Raw genomic sequence first — 23529 nt, 5'->3', positions numbered from 1 at the left:
ATGAGAAAGCAACGCGGACTGCTGATTGTATTATCAGGGCCATCGGGTGTCGGAAAAGGCACTGTAAGAAAAGCGCTGTTCTCGCAGCCAAATACCAATTATGAATATTCCATTTCGATGACGACCAGAGCCCCGCGCGAAGGCGAAGTGGATGAAGTGGATTATTTCTTTAAGACGCGAAGCGAATTCGAGGAATTGATCGAACAGGATCAATTGCTGGAATGGGCTGAATTTGTCGGAAATTATTATGGCACGCCACTTGAGTATGTCAACAAAATGCGTGATGCCGGACGGGATGTATTCCTGGAGATTGAAGTCCAAGGAGCTGCACAAGTACGTGCGAAAGTTCCTGATGGCTTGTTTATTTTCCTGGCTCCTCCAAGTTTATCAGAATTGGAAGAACGGCTCGTTGGACGAGGCACGGAAACGGATGACGTCATTGCGTCCCGGCTTTTTGCTGCACGCCAGGAGCTTGAAATGATGAATTTATACGATTATGTGGTTGAGAATGATTTGGTTGAAAACGCATGTGATCGCATAAATGCCATTATTATGGCTGAGCATTGCAAACGTGAACGTGTAGAAAAAAGATATTTTGATATGCTAAAGGAGAATGCCTAATGTTATACCCATCCGTTGATAAGTTAAAAAACGAGATTGATTCGAAGTACTCACTGGTTGCCCTTGCGTCAAAGCGCGCCCGTCAATTGCACGAGCACGGCGATGAAAAATTAGACAGCTATGTTTCAGCTAAGTCGGTCGGCAAAGCGCTTGAAGAAGTAGCAGCCGGCGTATTAAGACTAGAACATCAAGATGAATATGCAATTTATGAGGATGAAATTTAACCATTAATCGCAGCAAACGACTCCCAGAGCAAACTTGTTCTTTGGGAGTTTGTTGTTTAGAAAGGGTGTTTATATTGTTGGCAAATCGTAAAATTTTATTGTGTGTAAGCGGGGGAATCGCCGTTTATAAAGCGGTTGCGCTTGTCAGCAAATTGTCTCAGGCAGGAGCTTCCGTCAAAGTGATCATGACTGGGTCTGCACGCCAATTTGTCCAGCCGCTGTCTTTCCAGGTGTTGTCCAGAAACGATGTCTATTATGATACGTTCGATGAAAAAGATTCATCCGTCATCGCTCATATCGACCTTGCCGACTGGGCAGATTTAATCATCGTAGCGCCTGCTACTGCAAATGTTATCGGAAAACTGGCAAACGGCATCGGTGATGACATGCTGACGACAACGCTGCTTGCAGCGACCGCTCCCATTTGGGTAGCTCCGGCGATGAATGTGCATATGTATGACCATGCGGCAGTCAAACGCAATATCCAGCGTCTGCATGATGATGGCGTTCAGTTTATCGAGCCGTCTGAAGGTTTTCTGGCTTGTGGTTATGTCGGAAAAGGACGGTTGGAAGAACCGGAAAAAATCACGGAACTGGTAGCCGACTTTTTTGCCCGCCCGAAACTGCTGGCTGGAAAAAAAGTAGTGGTAACTGCAGGGCCAACGCGTGAACGCATTGACCCCGTTCGTTTCCTTACCAACTTCTCCAGCGGTAAAATGGGCTATGCGATGGCAGAAGCCGCAGCTGAAATGGGTGCTGAAACGATTCTGATCAGCGGCCCCGTTTCTTTGCCAGTACCGAAAGGCGTCCAGCGGATATTTGTGGAAAGTGCGGAAGACATGCTAAATGCAGTAGAATCGGAATACCTGACGGCTGATGTGGTCATCAAGACGGCAGCGGTGGCTGATTACCGGCCTATTGATGTGCATAACCAGAAAATGAAAAAACAGGAAGGCGGTTCAATCCTTGAGTTGGAGCGTACCGTTGATATCCTGCAGCATCTCGGAAAAACCAAGACCAATCAATTGCTGATCGGCTTTGCAGCTGAAACGAACAATGTCGGACAATACGCAAAAGATAAATTGGAACGGAAAAATGCGGATTACATTATCGCTAATGATGTCAGCGAGGCGGAAGCTGGATTTGAATCGGATACGAACCGCGTGACAGTCTACGGCAAAGACGGCTTTGAACAGTCCTTCGGCATGATGCCGAAACTGGAACTTGCACGCCATGTGCTTCAATTAATACTGGAAAAGGAAGATTTACATGATCGCTGAAGTCATCGTCGACGTTGCAGCGCACCCTATTGACCGCCCTTTTGACTACGCCATTCCGGCTCATCTTCAAGTGCTCATTGAGCCTGGCATGCGTGTGAAAGTTCCGTTTGGCAACCGCAAAGTGCTTGGCTTTATAACAGCGATTAAAGAAACGACAGAATTTGATCCGGCACGGCTGAAACCGATTCATGAATTGATGGATGTTGTACCGGTCTTGAATAAAGAACTTTTGGAAATGGCCAGATGGATGAAAGAAAAAACCGTCTGCTTTGAGATAGATGCACTGCAGGTCATGATTCCTTCAGCGCTCCGAGCGAAATACGAAAAACGTTTTGTACTGAATGCTCCGTTGGAAGAAATCGCAGAACCGCTTCGTATTTATTTTGAAAAACGGCCATTTGTGCGTTCACAGGATGCTGTCGAAGTTTATGGCTTACTGAAGAAGGAATTGAACAGGGGCACGATTGTTGCCGATACAGACATTTCGCAGCAGACTGCCGTCAAAAAAGTCCGTATGATCCATATCGCGGATTCCCTTGAAAAATTGGATTCCATCGAAATCCGTGCCAATGCCAAGCAGCAAGTAAAGCTGATGGAATACATGAAAAACCGTGTGGGCCAAGCGATTGAATCTTCCCATATGCAAAAAGAAGCCGGTGTCTCGCTGCCGACGATATATGGTCTGGTGGAAAAAGGAGCCGCTTTCATCAAAAATGAAGAATCTTACCGGGATCCGCAATTGCTTACGGAAATAGAGAAAACACATTCACTGCTGTTAACAGAAGCCCAGCAGGTGGCTTTTGATGCCGTTGAACGATCGCTGAATACACCGAAAACGTTCCTGCTCCACGGCATTACCGGAAGCGGAAAAACCGAAATATACCTTCAGACAATAGACCAGGTACTTAAAGAAGGAAAAGAGGCCATCATGCTCGTTCCGGAAATTTCGTTGACACCGCAAATGACGATTCGCTTTAAAGAACGATTCGGGGATCTTGTGGCGGTGCTGCATAGCGGCTTGTCAGCAGGTGAGAAGTATGATGAATGGCGAAAAATTCAGCGTGCTGAAGTGAAAGTCGTGGTCGGAGCCCGATCGGCTATTTTTGCGCCATTTGAGAACCTTGGGTTGATTATTTTGGATGAAGAACATGAATCCAGTTATAAACAGGACGATTCGCCGCGCTACCATGCCCGAGATGTCGCTATTTGGCGCAGTGAACAGCATAATTGCCCGGTCATATTGGGAAGTGCGACGCCATCGCTCGAATCATATGCACGGGCACAAAAAGGCGTTTATGAGCTATTGGTGCTGGAAAAACGGGCGAAAAACCAGCCACTGCCGGATGTGCAGATTGTTGACATGCGGGAAGAACTGCGCAATGGAAACCGATCAATGTTTTCTGTGCCGCTTGCTGAAGCGATACGTGACCGCTTAGAGAAAAAAGAACAAGTGGTGCTGTTCCTCAACAAACGGGGATATTCCTCATTTGTATTGTGCAGAGACTGCGGCACGGTCATGCAATGCCCGAACTGCGACATTTCCTTGACCTATCACCGGTCAAGTGAACTGATGAAATGCCATTATTGCGGCTACGATGAACCGGTGCCGCACATCTGTCCGGAATGTGAAAGTGAACACATCCGCTTTTTTGGGACCGGTACTCAAAAAGTAGAAGAAGAACTGGCTAAATTGGTTCCTGAAGCCCGCGTACTGCGTATGGATGTTGATAGTACCCGAAACAAAGGAGCCCATGAAAAAATTCTGTCGGCATTTGGCCAAGGCAAAGCGGATATCCTGCTTGGCACTCAAATGATTGCAAAAGGACTGGATTTCCCGAATATCACACTGGTCGGCGTCCTGTCGGCAGATACCACGCTGCATTTGCCGGATTTCCGGGCGGCGGAAAAAACCTACCAATTGCTGACTCAAGTGAGCGGACGGGCAGGGCGCGATATATTGCCGGGCGAAGTATATGTCCAGTCCTATACGCCGGAGCATTATGCGATTACTCTTGCAAAAGACCAATTATATGAACCGTTTTACGAACAGGAAATGGCGATGCGCAGAGCCAGCGGCTACCCGCCTTATTATTATGTGGTAAATATTCAATTTACCCATGAAGATTTGATGACAGCTTCGGGATACGCGGATCAGACCGTCCGATATTTGCAATCCCAGCTATCCCAAAGCACAATCATCATCGGCCCATCCGCATCGCTGATTGCCCGGGTGAACAATAGATATCGCTACCAATGTTTGATAAAATACAAAAAAGAACCGAAATTGTCTGATGTCCTGCAGCAGCTTATTAAAATCTACCGCTCTGAGTGGTTGAAAAAAGGCGCTACATTATCGATTGATATGAATCCGACATCAGTCATGTAAAAGAAAAGAGGAATTTGAAATGACAATCCGGAATATTGTGAAACACCCGAGTGACATTTTAGAAAAGAAATGTTTGCCGGTTACCACTTTCGATAAAAACCTGGCTACTTTATTAGATGATATGCATGAAACAATGATTGCTAATGACGGTGTTGGAATTGCTGCACCTCAAGTAGGAGTAGCGGTGCGCGTGGCAATTGTTGACTTCGGCGAAGGGCAAGACCCAATTGAGATGGTAAATCCGGAATTGGCACTTTTTGAAGGCACGGATACCGACATTGAGGGCTGCTTGAGTTTCCCGGGAATCTACGGAGAAGTAGAACGCCCGGATCACGTCAAAATCAAAGCTCAAGAACGGGACGGTTCCTGGTATGAACTAGAAGCTGAAGGTTATGAAGCGCGTGCGATTCTGCATGAAATGGACCATTTGGATGGCGTGCTGTTCACCAGCAAAATTTCGAAATACGTTACCCAGGAAGAATTGGATGCCATGATCGCTGAAGCGGCTGCAGCTGAAGAGGAGGAACAGGTGTGACCAAAATCGTTTTTATGGGAACGCCAGCTTTTTCGGCACCCATCCTACGCATGCTGGTTGAAGAAGGCTACGACATCATTTCAGTCGTTACACAGCCGGACCGGCCTGTAGGGCGCAAAAAAGTGATGACGCCGACACCGGTGAAAGAAGAGGCACTGCGCCTTAATCTTCCCGTTTACCAGCCTGAAAAACTGAAAAATCCGGAAGAATTGCAGCATGTCCTTGATCTAGCTCCAGATTTGATCATCACGGCTGCATTTGGACAGATTCTTCCAAGTGAAGTGCTCCAGGCACCGACACTGGGTGCGATCAACGTTCATGCTTCTTTGCTTCCCGCATATCGCGGAGGAGCTCCGATTCATCAAGCGATCATTGACGGCCAAGCGGAGACTGGCGTCACCATCATGTATATGGTTGACCGGCTCGATGCAGGGGACATCATTTCACAAGTCACTGTGCCAATCGGCAAAACTGACCATACCGGCATCATGTTTGATAAGTTGAGCATGGCCGGCATGGAATTATTGAAAGAAACCTTGCCTTCGATCATCGATGGAACTAATGACCGGATTCCACAAGATGAAGAAAAAGTGACATTTGCCCGCAATATCTCGCGTGAACAGGAACGCATTGACTGGGCTAAATCTGCGGAAGCGATTTACAACCAGGTACGCGGACTGCATCCGTGGCCCGTGGCGTTTACTACACACAATGAACAGAATATGAAAATCTGGTGGGCGGAAGTCCGTGATTCAGCGAAAAGCGGCCAACCCGGCGAAGTGGTGGAACTGGCCAGTGATGCCCTTCTTGTCCAAACCGGTAATGGCGTTTTGGCCATTACGGAATTGCAGCCGGCTGGCAAAAAGCGGATGTCTGCCACAGATTATTTAAAAGGACCTAAAATCCAGGCAGGAGATACATTCGAATGAAAAATAAAAAACTGCAAGGCAATGTACGGGACGCCGCATTTTCGATTCTTTGGGCTGTTGAAAACAAACAAGCTTACAGCAACCTGCTGTTGCATCAGACAATTCAAAGCTATGGAATTGCTGATAAAAACAAAGGCCTGCTGACTGAAATCACCTACGGCACATTGCAGCACCAAATGACGCTCGACTATTATTTGGAACCGTACCTTAAAGGGAAAATCGAGCCCTGGGTAAAAATATTGCTGCGTATGTCGTTATACCAAATCGTCTATTTAGACCGTATTCCGGCTCATGCAGCCGTCCATGAAGCGGTGGAAATCGCCAAGCGGCGCGGTCATGGCGGAGTGGCATCTGTAGTCAACGGAGTCCTTCGCTCGATTCAGCGAAGCGGTGTCCGCTCATTTAATACGATCAGTGACCCGTATGAAAAGGTGGCAATTGAGACAAGCCATCCTGTTTGGATGATCAAGCGCTGGGCTGAGCAGTTCGGCTTGGAGAAAACACGGGAAATGGCTTTGGAAAACAATAAAACCCCGTCTCAGACTGTCCGCGTCAATACAGTGCAGACAACACCTGAAGAAGTGATTGACATGTTGGAATCTGAAGGGCTGGACGCAGTCCAAAGCAAATTGGTCCCGGAATGCCTGATTGTCACGAATGGCCAACCGGCTAAAACGACAACGTTTGAAAAAGGCTTTATCACCATTCAAGATGAAAGTTCCATGCTGCCGGCATACGCTTTGCAAGTTGGACCGAATATGGAAGTCCTGGATATGTGTGCAGCTCCAGGAGGCAAAACCACTCATATTGCCGAGAAAATGGAGAACAAAGGGAATTTATTCGCGATGGACCTCCATAAGCATAAAATCAAGCTGATTGAAGAAAATGCGGCACGCCTTGGCCATACGGTCATTGAAACTGAAGTCGGCGACGGCAAAAAAAGCGTTGAACGATTCGGGACCGGAAAATTCGACCGCATATTAGTGGATGCTCCGTGCAGCGGACTTGGCGTCATCAAGCGCAAGCCCGACATTAAATACACAAAAAAAGAAGAGGATTTCGCACGCCTTCAGGAAATTCAGTTGGAGTTATTGAATCAGGCTGCTCAATTATTAAAGCCGGACGGCATCATGGTATACAGCACATGCACAGTCGACTCGATCGAAAACCGGGGGACAGCCGAGCAGTTCTTGAAAGACCATCCGGAAATGGAGAAAATCCAAGTATCCTTGCCTGAAACGCTTGGCTTGAAAAATACTGGGTTTGTCCAAGTGTTCCCACAAGATTTTGGCAGCGACGGTTTTTTTATCGCAGCTTTTCGTAAAAAAGCGACAGCTTAAAAATAATAGCAATTACAGACAAGAAACGGGGTGGCGGGATTTGTTTCAATACGTCATGGAAAGTGATACAGGAAGAAAACGCAAAATAAATGAAGATCGTGTCGCTGTCCTCAGGCGCCCGGAAGGATTGCTGTTGGCACTCGTTGCCGATGGCATGGGTGGACATAATGCGGGGGATGTAGCGAGCGAACTGACGGTGTCGACGCTGGGCAGACTTTTTATTGAGGAAGCAGCAGATACGTTTTTAACTGTGGACAAACGAAAAACATGGCTCTCAGTCAACGTTCAACATGTCAATCGGCTCGTTTATGAATATGCCTTGAACCATCCGGATTGCAAAGGAATGGGAACAACATTGATTGCGGCGTTGATCGACAAACAGGATTGCGTCATGTGCCATATTGGCGACAGCCGGGCATATGTGATAAACGGAGCAGTAGAACAATTGACGCGTGATCATTCATACGTCAATGTACTGGTTGACAGCGGAGAAATAAGCGAAGAAGAAGCTGAGGCCCATCCTAAGAAAAATTGGATTGTGAAAGCACTTGGGACTGATCCGGAAATTGACGGAGAGATTCTCCATTTTTCTTTGGAATCGTCTTCTTACTTGCTTATCTGTTCGGATGGTTTGAGCAATAAAGTTTCGAAAAGTGATATCGCATCAATTGTTCTATCTCCGGTTCCGCTTTCACAAAAAGGTGAAGAAATGGTGAAACTCGCCAATGAACTGGGAGGAGAAGATAATATTTCATTTGTTCTTCTTTCCTCTAAGGCTGAGGAGGTGTAGCCATGTTGATCGGCAGAAGTATTAATGGCCGCTATAAGATATTGGAATTGATCGGCGGAGGCGGTATGTCAAACGTCTATCTGGCCCATGACATGATTTTGGACCGGGATATCGCTATAAAAATCTTAAGATACGATTTTTCTAATGAAGAAGAACTGCGGCGGCGATTCCAGCGGGAAGCTTTATCGACCACCAGCCTCGCTCATCCAAATATCGTGAACATTTTTGATGTAGGCGAAGAAGAATCCATTCATTATCTTGTAATGGAATATGTTCCAGGCAAAACTTTAAAAGAATACATAATCGAACATTCACCAGTGGCCCCTGAAGAAGCGGTCAAGATTATGACGCAGTTAACATCAGCTCTCGCCCATGCTCACCAAAACCAGATTGTCCATCGCGATATTAAGCCACAAAATATCTTGATGGATGCAGAAGGAAATGTGAAAATCACCGATTTTGGAATTGCGATGGCATTGAGTGCCACTTCCTATACACAAACGAACTCGGTACTCGGGACCGTGCATTACCTGTCTCCAGAACAAGCGCGCGGCGGCACGGCCAACAAAAAATCAGACATTTATTCTCTTGGAATTGTGATGTTTGAACTTTTGACTGGAAGATTGCCATTCTCCGGTGAATCTGCAGTATCGATTGCCTTAAAGCATTTGCAGACAGAAACGCCTTCTTTGCGTCAGCTTGTTCCAACAATGCCGCAAAGCCTGGAAAACGTCGTGCTCAAAGCCACTGCTAAAAATCCGCAGCACCGTTATCAATCAGCAAATGAAATGGAAGAGGATTTAGCTACGGTTTTACTGCCGGAACGCTTGAATGAACCTAAATTTACGGTTCCGGTTGACCAGGATGAAACAAGAGCTATGCCCATCATTAAAGACCGGGTTGTTTACGAGAGCATGGAAAAAACAAAAGAACTGGCTCCAGCCGGCTCAATCGAAAAAAAAGACAAGCCTTCCGAGCCAGTTAAGAAAAAAAGGAAAAAAGGACCTTTAGTTGCCATGTTTATTGGATTATTGGTTCTGGTTGGGCTGATCATTGCATTGGCATTTCCTGAAATGTTCGGGCCGAGGCAAGTAGTTGTACCGGACGTTTCCGGAATGGAGCGAGACGAAGCAATAGAAGAATTAGAGGCAGTAGGATTTGTCATCGGGGAAGAACAGCAGCAGTCTTCCGAGGAAATCGAAGAAGGACAAATAATCAGAACAATTCCCGAGGCTAATAAAATGCGAGACCGCGAGTCGGAAATTCAGTTGTTTATCAGCACCGGCAAAGAATCAAAAGAATTTGAGGATTATGTTGGCCGTGATATTGAACAAACATTGGAATCGCTCGAAGAGGAAAATTATAAATCGATTGAGCAAACGCCGGAATTTTCAGATGAACCTGTCGGGACGATTCTTGAACAGGACCCGAGAGCCGGCGAGGAAATCATCATTTCAGAAACAGATGTTGAATTCACGGTCAGCAAAGGGAAAGATATACGGACCGTCGAAAATATTACGGGATATACCGAAGAAGATTTGAATGAATATGCTCGTTCTTCGGGCTTTAATATCCGGATTATTGGAGAAGAGCCTTCTGAAAATGCACCGGAAGGAACCGTTTTGTCTCAAAGCCCGGCTGCAGAAGAACAGTTGGAAGCAGGCAGTACAATAGAAGTCGTTATGTCTTCAGGCAAAGCGCCGCTTCCGCTGAAAACTTATATTCATACGGTCGAGATTCCATATGAGCCGGCCGAACCGGCTGCAGAAGGAGAAGAGCCAGTCGAACAGACGGTGCAGATTTATATCCAGGACCAAAATAATACAATGGTGGAACCGGTAGAAGAATTCACCATCACTGAAAACGAAACGCGTAAACTGGAATTGCAGATAGCAGAAGGCGAGAGTGCCACTTACCGAATTGTCCGTGACTCGACTATTATTCTGGAAGAAACCATAGACTATGACAGTGTGGAATAAGGAAAAACTTCACTGAGCAGGGGGCTATTGCCCCTTAAAGTGGGATAAACATAATAAAAAGGAGTGAAAGCAAGCATGCCGAAAGGTCAAATTAGAAAAGCGCTAAGCGGTTTTTATTACGTTCTGGACGACAATGGACAACGATATATCCAGTGTAGAGGCCGAGGCGTTTTTAGAAATCGGCAAATTTCGCCGTTAGTTGGAGATTTTGTGGATTATGAAGCCGATCATGATTTAGAAGGCACAATTACTCATGTCCATGAGCGGAAAAACGAATTAGTGCGTCCGCCAATTTCGAACATCGACCAGGCAATCCTTGTTTTTTCTGCAAAACAGCCTGATTTTCATCCGCTCCTTCTGGACCGGTTCCTGACAGCAATTGAACAGCACAATATACAACCTGTTATTTGCCTGACTAAAATGGACCTTTTAAAAGACAGCGAAAAAGAAAAACTGGAAGGCTTCATAGCCGATTACGAAAAGATCGGCTATGAAGTAATTCCAACTTATAAAGGGGATCCCACTTTGCAAGAGCGGTTAATGCCTGTGCTGGAAGGAAAAATCAGTGTATTGGCTGGCCAGTCGGGCGTTGGAAAATCAACGATGCTCAATACAATTTTACCGGCGTTAAAGCTGAAAACAGATGATATTTCCAAAGCGCTGAACCGAGGCAAACATACCACGCGCCATGTCGAACTGATTGAAGTGAACAATGGATTACTGGCGGATACACCTGGATTCAGTTCTTTTGATTTTGACACAATTGAAAAAGAAGAATTGTCCGGTTATTTTCCGGAAATGGCAGAGCGATCAAACGGCTGTAAATTTCGGGAGTGCCTTCATTTGAATGAACCCAAATGTGCCATCAAGGCAGCCGTGGAATCTAAAGAGATTCCAGAATATCGTTATAAGCATTATTTGAAATTTTTGGAAGAAATTATGAGTCGAAAGCCGAGGTATACTAATGATTAAAATTGCACCTTCTATACTAGCAGCAGATTTTTCGAAATTAGGAGAAGAAGTCCGGGAAGTTGAACTGGCAGGAGCAGATTGGATTCATATCGATGTTATGGATGGCCATTTTGTTCCGAATATTACAATGGGAGCGATTGTTGTTGACGCATTGCGCCCTTTGACCAACCTTCCGTTAGACGTTCACTTGATGATTGCAAATCCAGATCAGTACATTGAAGATTTTGCAAATGCAGGAGCGGATTATATAACGGTGCATGTAGAAGCGGCTCCGCATCTGCACAGAACCATTCAATTGATACGTTCATTCGGCGTTAAGCCGGGAGTGGTATTAAACCCGCATACACCGGTTGAATCGATCCAGCATATACTTGAAGATATCGATTTAGTGCTATTCATGACTGTCAATCCGGGATTCGGCGGGCAAAAATTCATCCACTCGGTTGTTCCGAAAATTGAGCAGTTGTCCCGAATCATTGATGAAAAAGGCTTGGATATCGAAATCCAAGTCGATGGCGGCATCAACGAAGAAACGATCGTTCCTTGCGCAAAAGCAGGAGCTAATGTTTTTGTTGCTGGATCTGCCATCTATAGCCAAAAAGACCGTGCAGCAGCCTTGCAGGGCATTAAACAGGTAGGAGAAGAGGCGATTCTGTGATTGTCGTTGTGGCAGCAGGGGGACCGGTTGCGGAAATGCCTGATTTCTCTCTATGGCCATCTGCCTTGTTTATCGGAGTGGACGCCGGTACAGTAGTTTTGCTGGACCGGGGTATCCAGCCGGTGGCAGCTGTAGGTGATTTTGATTCTGTCTCCACTGAAGAGATGGAGAAAATCGGAGAATTGTTTCCAGAGTTAAACCGGGCGGCAGCTGAAAAAGATGAAACGGATACTGAGTTGGCGTTGGAAAAAGCGATGGGGTTTTCTCCGGAGCGAATCATTATCACAGGAGTGACGGGCGGCAGGCTAGATCATTATATGAGTGCCCTTCATGCCATCTATAACTACCAGCGAAAGTTTCCAGCAATTGAATTCGTATTAGTCAACCGCCAGAATCGCATCCGTTTTTTAAGTCCAGGAATACATCGTGTAAAGCCGGATGAAAAATACCATTATATATCGTTTTACCCATTTGCAGAAGAAGTTCATGGATTTACCTTGAAGGATTTTAAATACGAAGTAAGCAGCGAAACAATCCCGTTTGGCTCCACCCGCTTTATCAGCAACGAGCTTAAGACGGAAGGAACAGTGTCGCTTACAAAAGGCAGCTGCATCATGATCGAAAGCTCGGATAACTAAGAAAAGCGGAAGCGGCCGTTTAGCTCCGAAAAACGCTGGAGGGCTGGCGGTTAATGGCGCTTTCTGCCATTTGCCGCAAGACCGAAGCGACTCGAGGAGCTGGACACTAAGAAAAGCGGAAGCGCCTGTTCAGTCCCGACAGGCTTAAGGCAGAACACCGAAACGGCGTGTCTTTGCCGTACGGGTGGGCTGTCTTAAGACCCCGAGGGACTAGGCGCTGCAGCTGGACTAAGAAAAGCGAAAAGAGCCGCTTAGCTCCGCTTGCTCAACAAAAAAGAGATTCCGGAATAGTTTTATTCCGGAATCTCTTTTTGAAGTTAAGTACAATACATTAAAAATAATGAAAAAATGCCAGGCCGACGAATGTCAGGCCTGGCATTATTCATGAGCAGTTATACGCGCTCAACTTTTCCTGATTTCATTGCTCTTGCAGAAACCCATACACGTTTCGGTTTACCGTCTACAAGGATACGAACTTTTTGAAGGTTTGCTCCCCATGTACGTTTTGTCGAGTTTAACGCGTGTGAACGGGCGTTTCCAGAACGAGCTTTGCGTCCACTAATTGCACATACTTTAGGCATGTAAGTCCCTCCTCACAAGTGAAGCTGAAAATTATGATAGAATTTCAGTTCGTTTTTCGTTTCACATACTTTAATAATTTACCACACACAAATGCTGTTTGCAACTAATTTTAGCATGCTTTCAAGAAAAAAGCCTTTACACCCAAAACACCTGCTTTTCTTGTATAATAGTTTCATGTAGAATGAAAAGAGTGAAATAGGACTCAAGGAGGAATTCTCAATGTCGATTGAAATTAAAAACGAATATGGCCAAATCGATATTTCCAATGATGTGATCGCGCAAATCGCAGGCGGAGCCGCCATTGAATGTTATGGAATTGTAGGAATGGCAACTAAACATCAAATAAGAGATGGCTTAACAGACATTTTGCGCAAAGAGAATTTCGCGAAAGGTGTTATTGTTCGCCAAGAAGATAAAGACTTGATTATTGATATGTACGTTATTATAAGTTATGGTACAAAAATCTCGGAAGTTGCTTATCAAGTCCAATCAAAAGTTAAGTATACGATTACAAAAACGCTGGGCATGCCTGTCAAAGCGGTCAATATTTACGTTCAGGGAGTTCGTGTGACGAACCCGTAAGAGGAGGAAGAAGCGGCTATGAAGTCATTAAATGGAAATCAGTTCGCGGAAATGGTAACAATGGGAGCGCACCATCTGTACCAGAATGCGGATTATGTAGATGCATTAAATGTGTTTCCGGTGCCAGATGGCGATACTGGAACAAATATGAATTTATCAATGACATCAGGTGCGAAAGAAACAGAAGCAAACGCACAAGAACATATCGGCAAGACTGCTAATGCCCTGTCAAAAGGATTGCTAATGGGCGCACGCGGCAACTCTGGAGTTATTTTGTCTCAATTGTTCCGGGGATTCAGCAAGTATATTGCGAACGAATCCGAATTATCCGCAGCAAAATTCGCGGAAGCGCTTCAGCATGGAGTTGAAACAGCGTATAAAGCCGTGATGAAGCCGGTAGAAGGAACCATATTGACAGTAGCAAAAGATGCGGCGGCAAAAGGTATGGAGTTAGCTAAAACAGAAGAAGATATCATTGTATTGTTCGAAGCTATTGTGGAAGAAGCAAAAGCCGCGTTGGAACGCACTCCCGATTTGCTGCCGGTATTGAAGGAAGTTGGAGTAGTCGACAGCGGCGGCCAAGGCCTTGTTTATGTCTATGAAGGTTTTTTAGCGTCCCTGAAAGGGGAAGCACTGCCAGAAAAGCATGCCCATAATACCATGGATGACCTGGTAAGTGCGGAACATCACAAGAATATCGCCGGCTTTATGGATACAGCAGACATTGAATTCGGCTATTGCACAGAGTTCATGGTCAAATTTGAAGAAGGCAAAAAAGAATTCATTGAAGCTGAATTCCGTACGGACCTAAGCGCTTACGGAGATTCCTTGCTCGTCATTTCGGATGATGAAATTGCAAAAATCCATATTCATTCTGAAGAACCGGGCAAAGTGCTTACCTATGGCCAGAATTATGGCAGCTTAATATCGATGAAAATTGAAAATATGCGCCAGCAGCACATTGATATTGTGGGAGAAGACTTCCATAAAGATGCCCCAAAAACAACCGCTAAGCATCCATATGCTGTGGTCACAGTAGCGATGGGAGAAGGCATAGCTGAACTTCTTCGAAGCATCGGAGCTTCATATGTGATTGAAGGCGGCCAAACAATGAATCCTTCTACAGAAGACATTGTTAACGCGATTAAATCGATCGAAGCCGAACGGGTCTTAATCTTGCCGAACAATAAAAACATTATCATGGCAGCCGAACAAGCTGCTGAACTGCTTGAAATCGAAGCTGCAGTTGTTCCGACAAAAGATGTGCCGCAAGGAATGGCTGCACTGTTGGCCTATAATCCAAACGCTTCTGTTGAAGATAACCAAAAGATCATGACAAAAGCATCTAAACAAGTGAAATCCGGTTCTGTTACGTTTGCAGTGCGAGATACTTCGATCGATGGCATTACAATCAAAAAAGATGATTTCATGGGAATTTCCGGAGGCAGGATAGTTATTTCCGATAACAGCCTGGAACGGGTGACAGAAGAATTAGTCAAAAAGCTGATTGATGAAGATGCGGAAATCGTCACAATACTTTACGGCGAAGATGTTACAGCTGAAGACGCTGAAAAGCTTGCCGGCTTTATCGAAGAGTTAAATGAAGAAGTTGAAGTGGAAATCCACAATGGCAAACAGCCGCTATATCCGTATATTTTATCAGTTGAATAAAAGAAAAAGCGCGTACAAAAGTATGCGCTTTTCACTGTATAAATATTCGGAACATTCCGGATTTTTACTTAAGAAGGAATGAAAGCGGTTCAATTTTGTTAAATGTGGCAATTTCATGTAAAATGAACTTATATAATGAAAGAAAGGGGTTTGAGCAATGAAGTTCAAATCTGTTTTTGATATAATCGGACCGGTTATGATTGGTCCATCTTCCTCTCATACTGCGGGAGCAGCACGTATTGGAAGAGTAGCGAGAGATTTATTCGGGCGCCAGCCAAAATGGGCGAAAATCCATTTGTATGGCTCATTTGCCGAAACATATAAAGGCCACAGCACGGACGTTGCGATTGTCGGTGGGCTGCTGGACTATGACACATTCGATGAACGCATAAAAACATCTTTTGAAGAAGCACGGAAACTGGGACTGGAATTTGAATTTATTCCGGAAACCGGCCACGTGGAACATCCGAACACCGTTAAAATCGTCATTGGTGATGAGCGTGCTGAAATGTCGATGATGGGCATTTCGATTGGCGGAGGCAAGATTGAAATTACAGAATTGAACGGATTTCCGCTGCGTCTTTCAGGGGAACATCCAGCCATTTTAGTGGTTCACGAAGACCGCTCCGGATGTATCGCTAACGTAGCAAACTGTTTATATAAATACGATATCAATATCGGCCATATGGAAGTTTCCCGGAAAGAAAAAGGGCGCATGGCGCTTATGGTGATTGAAGTGGATCAAAATGTCGATAAAGAAGTGTTGGACGAGCTTGTTGAGCTTCCAAACATTACTCAAGTGACAAGAATCGCCGATTAAGAAGGGGGTATAAACATTGGAAGCATTATTTCACAATGTAAAAGAATTAGTTAAACGCGCGGAAGATGAAGGCAAGCTTATTTCTGAGATTATGATTGAGCAGGAAATGCTGCTGATGGACCGTTCGCGGGAAGATATCATGAAACAAATGGACCGCAATTTAACAGTTATGGAAGAAGCAGTTGAGAAAGGTCTGAAAGGTGTGCATTCCGTTTCCGGTTTAACGGGAGGAGATGCCGTCCTTCTTCAAAAGTACAGAGAGACGGGAAAGTCTCTATCAGGAGATTTGCTTCTTGATGCCGTCAGTAAAGCTGTCGCGACGAATGAAGTAAACGCGGCTATGGGAACAATTTGCGCTACACCGACTGCAGGGTCAGCGGGAGTGGTCCCTGGAACTTTGTTTGCAGTCAAGAATAAATTGAACCCCACGCGTGAACAAATGATCCGATATTTGTTTACATCAGGAGCATTTGGATTTGTAGTAGCCAATAACGCTTCCATTTCTGGAGCCGCCGGAGGATGCCAGGCGGAAGTTGGGTCAGCGGCAGCAATGGCTGCGGCAGCAATCGTCGAAATGGCGGGCGGAACACCTCAGCAAAGTTCTGAAGCCTTTGCCATTACCATGAAAAACATGCTGGGACTGGTATGCGATCCTGTTGCAGGGTTGGTAGAAGTGCCTTGCGTGAAACGAAATGCCATGGGAGCAGCCAATTCAGTGGTTGCGGCAGATATGGCGCTGGCTGGCGTAACAAGCCGTATCCCTTGTGATGAAGTAATCAGTGCCATGTTTGAAATCGGCCAATCTATGCCGAGCGCATTAAGAGAAACGGCAAAAGGCGGACTTGCCGCTACTCCAACAGGTAAATGGCTGGAATCGAAAATCTTTGGCGGAGCCGTGGTTGGCAGTGGCAAGTAAAGATTCTGTCGCCTCTTTAAAAGGGGTAGGCAAACAGGCAGCTGAAACTTTACAGGAAATGAAAATCGAGACTATTCATGACTTGATCATGACTTTTCCGTACCGCCACGAAGATTTTCAGCTAAAGGATTTGGCAGATACACCGCATAATGAAAGAGTCACTGTGGAGGGAAGGGTCGAAAGCGAACCTTCCGTCCTTTTTTTAGGGAAAAATAAATCACGGACCCAAGTCCAGGTGATGGTAGGACGGCATCTGGTTAAAGCTATTTTCTTTAATCAGCCATATGTTAAAGCCAAATTAAGAATTGGTGAAGTCGTCACTTTGTCCGGGAAATGGGACCGTGGCCGACAAGTGATCACCGTGACAAACCATTCCATCGGCCCTCGGACCGGCGGAGTGGATTTTGAGCCGGTTTACAGTTTAAAAGGAAGCATCTTTCAAAAAACGTTTCGTAAATTGATGCGGCAAGCACTGGATTTAGCGAAAGACGACCTAGAAGATTGTTTGCCTGAAAGGTTCCGGACCGCTTATCATTTGGTGCCTGTTCAAGATGCGCTTGAATGGATTCATTTTCCGACTGACGGAGAAGCTTTGAAACAAGCCCGTAGACGGTTTGTCTATGAAGAATTATTGATATTCCAGCTAAAAATGCAAGCATTGCGCAAAAAGAACCGAGAAGAAGAAGGCGGTTCATTTGTCGATTACGATTTGAACCGGCTGAAACACTTTATCGATACTCTTCCTTTTGATTTGACCGATGCCCAAAAGCGCGTTGTCAATGAAATCTGCCGGGATTTAAAAGAGCCTTTCCGCATGAACCGGCTTTTGCAAGGAGATGTAGGCTCAGGGAAAACGGTGGTAGCCGCAATTGCTCTATACGCTGTTGTAACTGCTGGGATGCAAGGAGCTTTAATGGCGCCAACTGAAATTCTGGCAGAGCAGCATGCCAATACACTGGCTCAATGGTTCGAGCCGTTTGAAGTGAACATTGCCTTGCTGACAGGTTCAGTGAAAGGGAAAAAACGCCAGTTCATTATTGATCAGCTTGCAGATGGCAAAATCGATATTCTGATCGGTACCCATGCTTTGATTCAGCCGAATGTCCAATTCAAGAAACTTGGCCTAGTCATTACGGACGAACAGCATCGCTTTGGTGTAGACCAGCGCCGTGTGTTAAAAGATAAAGGCTATAATCCGGATGTGCTGTTCATGACCGCTACTCCGATTCCGCGTACTTTGGCAATTTCCGCTTTTGGTGAAATGGATGTTTCAGTGATTGATGAAATGCCGGTAGGCCGAAAAGAAATACAAACATACTGGATGAAAAAAGAGATGTTCGGGAAGATAGTCGGCCGTATGGAAAAAGAGCTTGCTGAAGGCAGGCAAGCCTATGTGATATGCCCATTGATCGAAGAATCCGATAAGCTGGATTATCAGAATGCGGTGGATTTATTCCAGCAGCTTTCAAGTTATTTCCATGAAAAACACACGGTTGGCTTGATGCACGGGCGGCTGTCTGGTGATGAGAAAGAGCAAACGATGCGTGCTTTTACCGAAGGCAGTATTGAGGTCCTGGTGTCAACGACGGTTGTCGAAGTCGGTGTGAACGTACCTAACGCTACTTTTATGCTGATATACGACGCTGAACGTTTTGGCTTATCTCAGCTCCATCAATTACGCGGACGGGTCGGACGGGGCAGCGATCAATCGTATTGTGTATTGCTGGCTGATCCGAAAACAGAAGTCGGGAAAGAACGGATGACATCTATGACCGAAACGAACGATGGATTTGTACTCGCGGAAAAAGATTTGCAGCTCCGTGGACCGGGAGATTTTTTCGGCCGCAAGCAAAGTGGAGTGCCAGAGTTCAAAATGGCGGATTTAGTTCACGACTACCGGGCATTGGAAACGGCAAGACGAGATGCGGAAGCGCTTGTCAATAGCCAGGAATTCTGGACCAGTGAAGAAACGAGATGCTTGCGTGAGCAACTTGAAGATTCAGGCGCGCTGGCGACGGGCCGATTAGATTGAGAATGCAGGATTCAGATAATCCTTGCATTCTTTTTTTGTTATTTATATACTCATATTAGTACCAAGTGCTAATAGCGGGCGGTGACAACGTGAGAAAACCAAAAAAAGAGCGGCAGCAAGAGCTGACAGAGTCTATCAAGGACAATCCATTTGTCACTGATGAAGAGCTGTCGATAAAGTTTGATGTCAGTGTCCAGACAATCCGTCTCGACCGGATGGAACTCGGTATTCCGGAGCTGCGTGAGCGCATCAAACATGTGGCCGTGAAAACATTTGAAGATGAAGTGAAATCTTTGCCAATCGATGAAGTTATTGGTGAAATTATAGATATTGAACTGGACGAACGGGCAATATCAATATTTGATGTAAAACCTGAGCATGTTTTTCAGCGCAATCAAATTGCCAGAGGACATCATTTGTTTGCACAGGCCAATTCCCTCGCAGTAGCGGTCATGAATGATGAACTGGCACTGACAGTAAAGTCGGAACTGCAATTCCTGCGCCCGGTGACAGCCGGACAGCGAGTTGTAGCGAAAGCCCATGTCGTAGACCGCAATCCGGGGAAAAACCGGGCATATGTAAAAGTCGTGTCTTCGGTGGATTTAGCGACTGTATTTATCGGTACGTTTGAGATGTACCGAATGACGGAACAAAGTGAAGGTGACGAAAAATGATTATAGCAGTTGATGGAATGGGCGGAGACCATGCGCCAAAAGAAATAATTGAAGGCGTCTATAAAGCACTGGGGGAATTCGGAGATTTGTCGATCCAGCTTTATGGACACCAGGATAAAATGCAGCCTTATTTAAAAGACCATGAACGGCTGACAGTCATCCATTGTGAAGAAATTATTGAAGCGACAGACGATCCGGTTCGGGCAGTACGCCGAAAAAAAGGTGCTTCTATGGTGCAGATGGCGCAAGCGGTAAAAGATGGGCGGGCGGATGCATGTGTATCTGCAGGCAATACAGGAGCACTTATGGCGGCGGGATTATTTGTAGTCGGCCGTATTGATGGAGTCGACCGACCTGCTTTAGCACCGACATTGCCAACGATAGACGGCAAAGGATTCGTTATGCTCGATATGGGAGCAAATGCTGAAGCAAGACCCGAACACCTTGTTCAATATGCAGTGATGGGCAGCATTTATGCTGAAAAAGTCCGCGGCATTCAAAATCCCACAGTTGGATTATTGAATATTGGAACGGAAGAGAAAAAAGGCAATGATTTGACGAAAGCGGCATATCCGCTCCTGAAAGAAGCGCCGGTAAACTTTATCGGCAATGTGGAATCGCGCGATCTGTTGAACGGGGCGGCGGATGTGGTCGTTACAGACGGATTTACAGGAAATATGGTCTTAAAAACGATTGAAGGAACGGCAATGAATGTCTTTTCTATGATCAAAGATGTTTTCATGTCTTCAGCGAAGACAAAAATCGCAGCTCTCTTAGTAAAAAATGATTTGAACGGCTTAAAAGGCATGCTCGATTACAGCGAATACGGTGGAGCCGGATTGTTCGGCTTGAAAGCACCGGTCATAAAAGCCCATGGCTCTTCCAATGCAAATGCCTTATTCAATGCGATTCGCCAAACGCGGACGATGGTTGAATATGATGTGACAGGCACAATATACAGTACATTGAAAAAGGAGAACCGAGATGACTAAAATTGCATTTATCTATCCAGGACAAGGCTCCCAAACAATCGGCATGGGCGAAAGCTTTCTTACTGATGACAAAAGCCGCCAATTTTTCACAGATGCAGACGAAGCGCTTGGCGTAAAATTAGCAGAACTGATGCTTGAAGGACCTCAAGAAAACTTAACACTTACATACCATGCACAACCGGCATTATTAACGGTCAGCGCAATGATTACTGAAAGGCTGAACCGTGCAGGAATTGTGCCGGACTTTACGGCTGGCCACAGTTTAGGCGAATATAGCGCACTTGTTGCTTCAAGTGTTTTGCCTTTCGAAAAAGCGGTCGATATTGTCCATAAACGCGGGTTATTTATGAATGATGCTGTTCCAGCTGGAGAAGGCGCTATGGCGGCGATACTTGGTATGGACAGCGAAGAACTAAAAAAAGTGACCAATGAAGTAACTGATTCAACGGGTGTAGTCCAGCTTGCAAACTTGAATTGCCCAGGACAGATCGTTATTTCTGGAACTAAGGCTGGTGTAGAGCATGCATGCATCATTGCTAAAGAGCGTGGCGCTAAACGGGCTATTCCTCTTGATGTCAGCGGGCCTTTCCATTCGGAATTGATGCGTCCGGCATCTCAAGCTTTATCAAAGGTTTTAAGCGATGCTTTTTTGAGAGATGCGGCCATTCCGGTTATCACGAACGTCACGGCGAAAAGTGAAACGCATGCTTCACAGTTCCAGGAATTATTGGTGCGCCAATTGTATTCACCAGTGCTATGGGAGCAATCGGTCCGCGAAATGATTGACCTTGGCGTTACGGTATTCGTAGAAGTCGGACCTGGCAAAGTGCTGAGCGGACTTGTGAAAAAAATCGATCGCTCAGTCCAGACACTGCCGGTTTACGATATGGAATCATTTGAAAAAGCGGTAGAGGAGCTGTCTAAATGACCAATTTAACAGGGAAAACAGCAATCGTAACAGGAGCTTCACGCGGCATAGGAGCGGAAATTGCCCGCAAACTGGCAAAGGCAGGAGCTAAAATTGTCGTTAATTACAGTGGGAGCCAGGAAAAAGCGGAAGCAGTGGCAGCTGAAATCCAGGCAAATGGCGGAGAAGCTATTGCAGTAAAAGCTAATGTCTCTGATTCGGAAGCAGTAAAAGCAATGATCGATGAAACAATGAGCCAATTTGGTTCAATTGATATATTGATTAATAATGCCGGCATTACACGGGATAATTTAATGATGCGCATGAAAGACGATGAGTGGGATGATGTCATTAACACCAATCTAAAAGGTGTCTTTATCTGTACCAAAGCGGTAACCCGCCAAATGATGAAGCAGCGCTCGGGCCGCATCGTTAATATTTCTTCGATCGTAGGCGTTATGGGCAATGCGGGGCAGGCAAACTATGTAGCTGCAAAAGCAGGCGTCATCGGATTAACAAAAACCACTGCACGTGAGCTCGCAAGCCGGGGAATTACAGCGAATGCTGTCGCTCCGGGCTTCATTACTACAGACATGACAGATAAGTTGAATGAAGATATCCAAAAAACAATGCTCTCCCAAATCCCTCTAGGACGTTTCGGGGAAGCCGAAGAAGTTGCGAAAGCAGTCCTGTTTTTGGCTTCGGACGAATCTTCTTATATGACCGGCCAAACGCTTCATCTTGATGGTGGAATGGTCATGTAAGCAAAAATTTTGTATACTGATTTGAGGGGAGGTGACGACATTGGCAACAGTATTAGAGCGAGTAACAAAAGTAATCGTAGATCGTCTAGGTGTAGAAGAGAACGAAGTGAAGCTTGAAGCTTCATTCACAGGCGACCTAGGTGCGGATTCATTAGACGTAGTTGAATTGGTTATGGAACTTGAAGACGAATTCGATATGGAAATTTCCGACGAAGACGCTGAAGGCATGGCTACAGTAGGCGACGCGGTAACGTATATTGAAAAGAAACAAGCTTAATTGAAAAGCAGAAACGGCCGTTCCCTTTCGACAGGTTTATGACCCGAGAATCTGGCCGTTTCCGTTCAAAATGAACCTTTAACATTAGAAATTGGCGTGCAACTGCTTATCCAAAGCGGCTGTGCGCCAATTCTCTTTTTGCACTATCATGCGAAAAAAGGTAAAATCAAAGGAAGAACGTCAAAGGAAGGCAGATTACAAATGGCAATGAAAAAGAAACTAAACCAGCAAAAGCCTGGTTCAATCAAAGAAAGTACCAAACTGGCTTTTGAACAATTGCAAAAAGAGCTCCAGATCGAATTCAAACAACCTGCTTTGCTTTATCAAGCATTCACCCATTCATCTTATGTGAATGAGCATCGAAGAAGACAATATTTGGACAACGAACGCCTTGAATTTTTAGGGGATGCTGTTTTGGAATTGTCGGTCTCCCACTTTTTATATACAGAGTATCCTGAAATAAGCGAAGGGGAACTAACAAAATTGCGTGCAGCGATTGTCTGTGAACCATCTCTGGTTCTTTTCGCCAATGAGTTGAATTTTGGCAAGTATATCCTGCTTGGCAAAGGAGAAGAACTGACTGGCGGACGGACGCGGCCAGCACTTTTGGCAGACGTCTTTGAATCGTTTGTTGGAGCTTTGTTTTTAGATCAAGGCTTAGAACCTGTCGTAGCATTTTTGGAAGTTGTATTATTTCCAAAAGTGGGAACCGGTGCTTTTTCGCATGTGATGGATTATAAAAGCCAATTGCAGGAATTGGTGCAGCAAAAAAATAATGGTGCGTTGACTTATGAAATTATCGATGAAAAAGGACCAGCGCACAGCCGGGTTTTTGTCACACGGGTATCGCTGGCTGAACAAGAACTGGGCGTTGGAAATGGCCGGTCTAAAAAAGAAGCTGAACAACAAGCCGCTCAGCTGGCCATCCGTAAATTGCAAGAAGCAATGGAGGATTAGAAA

24 protein-coding genes are annotated in these 23529 nt (G+C 45.5%); 23 read left to right on the top strand and 1 reads right to left on the bottom strand.

Translation table 11 applies throughout. The annotated features are described in order from the left end of the window. From gmk to QWY16_RS12925, 12 genes are all read left to right on the top strand, one after another. A complete protein-coding gene (gene gmk / locus QWY16_RS12980) occupies nucleotides 1-621 on the top strand; it encodes a guanylate kinase (protein ID WP_300989644.1) in 621 nt (206 codons plus the stop codon). Beyond that, on the top strand, nucleotides 621-845 hold the full coding sequence (gene rpoZ, locus QWY16_RS12975; RefSeq protein ID WP_300989643.1) for a DNA-directed RNA polymerase subunit omega: 225 nt from the start codon (nucleotides 621-623) through the stop codon (nucleotides 843-845). The genes gmk and rpoZ overlap by 1 nt, the downstream gene beginning before the upstream one ends. 74 nt (nucleotides 846-919) lie before the next feature. Further along, a complete protein-coding gene (gene coaBC, locus QWY16_RS12970) occupies nucleotides 920-2125 on the top strand; it encodes a bifunctional phosphopantothenoylcysteine decarboxylase/phosphopantothenate--cysteine ligase CoaBC (RefSeq protein WP_300989642.1) in 1206 nt (401 codons plus the stop codon). Continuing rightward, a complete protein-coding gene (gene priA, locus QWY16_RS12965; protein ID WP_300989641.1) occupies nucleotides 2115-4511 on the top strand; it encodes a primosomal protein N' in 2397 nt (798 codons plus the stop codon). Before coaBC ends, priA begins: the two co-directional genes overlap by 11 nt. 19 nt (nucleotides 4512-4530) lie before the next feature. After that, the gene (gene def, locus QWY16_RS12960) at nucleotides 4531-5046 is read left to right on the top strand and encodes a peptide deformylase (RefSeq protein WP_300989640.1); all 516 of its coding nucleotides are present in this window, start codon (nucleotides 4531-4533) and stop codon (nucleotides 5044-5046) included. Next, nucleotides 5043-5975, top strand: a complete 933-nt coding sequence (fmt, locus tag QWY16_RS12955) for a methionyl-tRNA formyltransferase (RefSeq protein WP_300989639.1) — start codon at nucleotides 5043-5045, stop codon at nucleotides 5973-5975. Before def ends, fmt begins: the two co-directional genes overlap by 4 nt. After that, nucleotides 5972-7315, top strand: coding sequence for a 16S rRNA (cytosine(967)-C(5))-methyltransferase RsmB (rsmB, locus tag QWY16_RS12950; protein ID WP_300989638.1), 1344 nt, complete (start codon nucleotides 5972-5974; stop codon nucleotides 7313-7315). The genes fmt and rsmB overlap by 4 nt, the downstream gene beginning before the upstream one ends. Nucleotides 7316-7355: 40 nt before the next feature. Continuing rightward, on the top strand, nucleotides 7356-8105 hold the full coding sequence (locus QWY16_RS12945; RefSeq protein WP_300989637.1) for a Stp1/IreP family PP2C-type Ser/Thr phosphatase: 750 nt from the start codon (nucleotides 7356-7358) through the stop codon (nucleotides 8103-8105). 2 nt (nucleotides 8106-8107) lie between these two features. After that, the gene (gene pknB / locus QWY16_RS12940; RefSeq protein ID WP_300989636.1) at nucleotides 8108-10084 is read left to right on the top strand and encodes a Stk1 family PASTA domain-containing Ser/Thr kinase; all 1977 of its coding nucleotides are present in this window, start codon (nucleotides 8108-8110) and stop codon (nucleotides 10082-10084) included. Nucleotides 10085-10159: 75 nt separating this feature from the next. Further along, complete coding sequence (rsgA, locus tag QWY16_RS12935) at nucleotides 10160-11056, top strand: ribosome small subunit-dependent GTPase A (RefSeq protein ID WP_300989635.1); 897 nt, start codon at nucleotides 10160-10162, stop codon at nucleotides 11054-11056. Continuing rightward, nucleotides 11049-11714, top strand: coding sequence for a ribulose-phosphate 3-epimerase (gene rpe / locus QWY16_RS12930; protein WP_300989634.1), 666 nt, complete (start codon nucleotides 11049-11051; stop codon nucleotides 11712-11714). The genes rsgA and rpe overlap by 8 nt, the downstream gene beginning before the upstream one ends. Then, nucleotides 11711-12352 carry a thiamine diphosphokinase gene (locus QWY16_RS12925; RefSeq protein WP_300989633.1) on the top strand — a complete coding sequence of 214 codons (642 nt, stop codon included), beginning with the start codon at nucleotides 11711-11713 and terminating at the stop codon, nucleotides 12350-12352. Before rpe ends, QWY16_RS12925 begins: the two co-directional genes overlap by 4 nt. Nucleotides 12353-12744: 392 nt before the next feature. Here the strand turns inward: QWY16_RS12925 and rpmB are convergent, their stop codons facing one another. Further along, nucleotides 12745-12933, bottom strand: coding sequence for a 50S ribosomal protein L28 (gene rpmB, locus QWY16_RS12920; RefSeq protein WP_300989632.1), 189 nt, complete (start codon nucleotides 12931-12933; stop codon nucleotides 12745-12747). Between the two features lie 220 nt (nucleotides 12934-13153). Between rpmB and QWY16_RS12915 the strand changes: the two genes are divergently transcribed. The 11 genes from QWY16_RS12915 to rnc all read left to right on the top strand — a co-directional run bounded on the left by QWY16_RS12915 (nucleotide 13154) and on the right by rnc (nucleotide 23526). Continuing rightward, nucleotides 13154-13516: an Asp23/Gls24 family envelope stress response protein gene (locus tag QWY16_RS12915; RefSeq protein WP_300989631.1), complete on the top strand. Its 363-nt coding sequence runs from the start codon at nucleotides 13154-13156 to the stop codon at nucleotides 13514-13516. 18 nt (nucleotides 13517-13534) lie between these two features. Next, nucleotides 13535-15187: a DAK2 domain-containing protein gene (locus QWY16_RS12910; protein WP_300989630.1), complete on the top strand. Its 1653-nt coding sequence runs from the start codon at nucleotides 13535-13537 to the stop codon at nucleotides 15185-15187. A 157-nt stretch (nucleotides 15188-15344) separates the two neighbouring features. After that, on the top strand, nucleotides 15345-16007 hold the full coding sequence (gene sdaAB / locus QWY16_RS12905; RefSeq protein ID WP_300989629.1) for an L-serine ammonia-lyase, iron-sulfur-dependent subunit beta: 663 nt from the start codon (nucleotides 15345-15347) through the stop codon (nucleotides 16005-16007). A 16-nt stretch (nucleotides 16008-16023) separates the two neighbouring features. Further along, nucleotides 16024-16923 carry an L-serine ammonia-lyase, iron-sulfur-dependent, subunit alpha gene (sdaAA, locus tag QWY16_RS12900; RefSeq protein WP_300989628.1) on the top strand — a complete coding sequence of 300 codons (900 nt, stop codon included), beginning with the start codon at nucleotides 16024-16026 and terminating at the stop codon, nucleotides 16921-16923. Continuing rightward, nucleotides 16907-18955, top strand: a complete 2049-nt coding sequence (recG, locus tag QWY16_RS12895) for an ATP-dependent DNA helicase RecG (protein ID WP_436837143.1) — start codon at nucleotides 16907-16909, stop codon at nucleotides 18953-18955. The genes sdaAA and recG overlap by 17 nt, the downstream gene beginning before the upstream one ends. An 89-nt stretch (nucleotides 18956-19044) precedes the next feature. Then, a complete protein-coding gene (gene fapR, locus QWY16_RS12890; protein WP_300989627.1) occupies nucleotides 19045-19629 on the top strand; it encodes a transcription factor FapR in 585 nt (194 codons plus the stop codon). Next, entirely contained in the window at nucleotides 19626-20621 is a 996-nt protein-coding gene (gene plsX / locus QWY16_RS12885) for a phosphate acyltransferase PlsX (protein ID WP_300989626.1), read from the top strand. The genes fapR and plsX overlap by 4 nt, the downstream gene beginning before the upstream one ends. Next, entirely contained in the window at nucleotides 20614-21549 is a 936-nt protein-coding gene (fabD, locus tag QWY16_RS12880) for an ACP S-malonyltransferase (protein ID WP_300989625.1), read from the top strand. The genes plsX and fabD overlap by 8 nt, the downstream gene beginning before the upstream one ends. Continuing rightward, a complete protein-coding gene (fabG, locus tag QWY16_RS12875; protein WP_300989624.1) occupies nucleotides 21546-22292 on the top strand; it encodes a 3-oxoacyl-[acyl-carrier-protein] reductase in 747 nt (248 codons plus the stop codon). The genes fabD and fabG overlap by 4 nt, the downstream gene beginning before the upstream one ends. Before the next feature lie 40 nt (nucleotides 22293-22332). After that, complete coding sequence (gene acpP, locus QWY16_RS12870) at nucleotides 22333-22569, top strand: acyl carrier protein (protein WP_300989623.1); 237 nt, start codon at nucleotides 22333-22335, stop codon at nucleotides 22567-22569. Nucleotides 22570-22770: 201 nt separating this feature from the next. Then, entirely contained in the window at nucleotides 22771-23526 is a 756-nt protein-coding gene (rnc, locus tag QWY16_RS12865; protein ID WP_300989622.1) for a ribonuclease III, read from the top strand. The last annotated feature ends 3 nt before the right edge of the window (nucleotides 23527-23529 follow it).

This window comes from Planococcus shenhongbingii, from assembly GCF_030413635.1.
Taxonomy (GTDB): domain Bacteria; phylum Bacillota; class Bacilli; order Bacillales_A; family Planococcaceae; genus Planococcus; species Planococcus shenhongbingii.
This window is presented reverse-complemented; position numbering and strand designations above follow the sequence as displayed.

Bases quoted from the DNA above. Each gene is read 5' to 3' on its own strand.
- gmk (WP_300989644.1), top strand. From the start codon at position 1: ATGAGAAAGCAACGCGGACTGCTGATTGTATTATCAGGGCCATCGGGT.
- rpoZ (WP_300989643.1), top strand. From the start codon at position 621: ATGTTATACCCATCCGTTGATAAGTTAAAAAACGAGATTGATTCGAAG.
- priA (WP_300989641.1), top strand. From the start codon at position 2,115: ATGATCGCTGAAGTCATCGTCGACGTTGCAGCGCACCCTATTGACCGC.
- def (WP_300989640.1), top strand. From the start codon at position 4,531: ATGACAATCCGGAATATTGTGAAACACCCGAGTGACATTTTAGAAAAG.
- rsmB (WP_300989638.1), top strand. From the start codon at position 5,972: ATGAAAAATAAAAAACTGCAAGGCAATGTACGGGACGCCGCATTTTCG.
- pknB (WP_300989636.1), top strand. From the start codon at position 8,108: ATGTTGATCGGCAGAAGTATTAATGGCCGCTATAAGATATTGGAATTG.
- rsgA (WP_300989635.1), top strand. From the start codon at position 10,160: ATGCCGAAAGGTCAAATTAGAAAAGCGCTAAGCGGTTTTTATTACGTT.
- rpe (WP_300989634.1), top strand. From the start codon at position 11,049: ATGATTAAAATTGCACCTTCTATACTAGCAGCAGATTTTTCGAAATTA.
- rpmB (WP_300989632.1), bottom strand. From the start codon at position 12,933: ATGCCTAAAGTATGTGCAATTAGTGGACGCAAAGCTCGTTCTGGAAAC.
- QWY16_RS12915 (WP_300989631.1), top strand. From the start codon at position 13,154: ATGTCGATTGAAATTAAAAACGAATATGGCCAAATCGATATTTCCAAT.
- QWY16_RS12910 (WP_300989630.1), top strand. From the start codon at position 13,535: ATGAAGTCATTAAATGGAAATCAGTTCGCGGAAATGGTAACAATGGGA.
- sdaAB (WP_300989629.1), top strand. From the start codon at position 15,345: ATGAAGTTCAAATCTGTTTTTGATATAATCGGACCGGTTATGATTGGT.
- plsX (WP_300989626.1), top strand. From the start codon at position 19,626: ATGATTATAGCAGTTGATGGAATGGGCGGAGACCATGCGCCAAAAGAA.
- fabD (WP_300989625.1), top strand. From the start codon at position 20,614: ATGACTAAAATTGCATTTATCTATCCAGGACAAGGCTCCCAAACAATC.
- fabG (WP_300989624.1), top strand. From the start codon at position 21,546: ATGACCAATTTAACAGGGAAAACAGCAATCGTAACAGGAGCTTCACGC.
- rnc (WP_300989622.1), top strand. From the start codon at position 22,771: ATGGCAATGAAAAAGAAACTAAACCAGCAAAAGCCTGGTTCAATCAAA.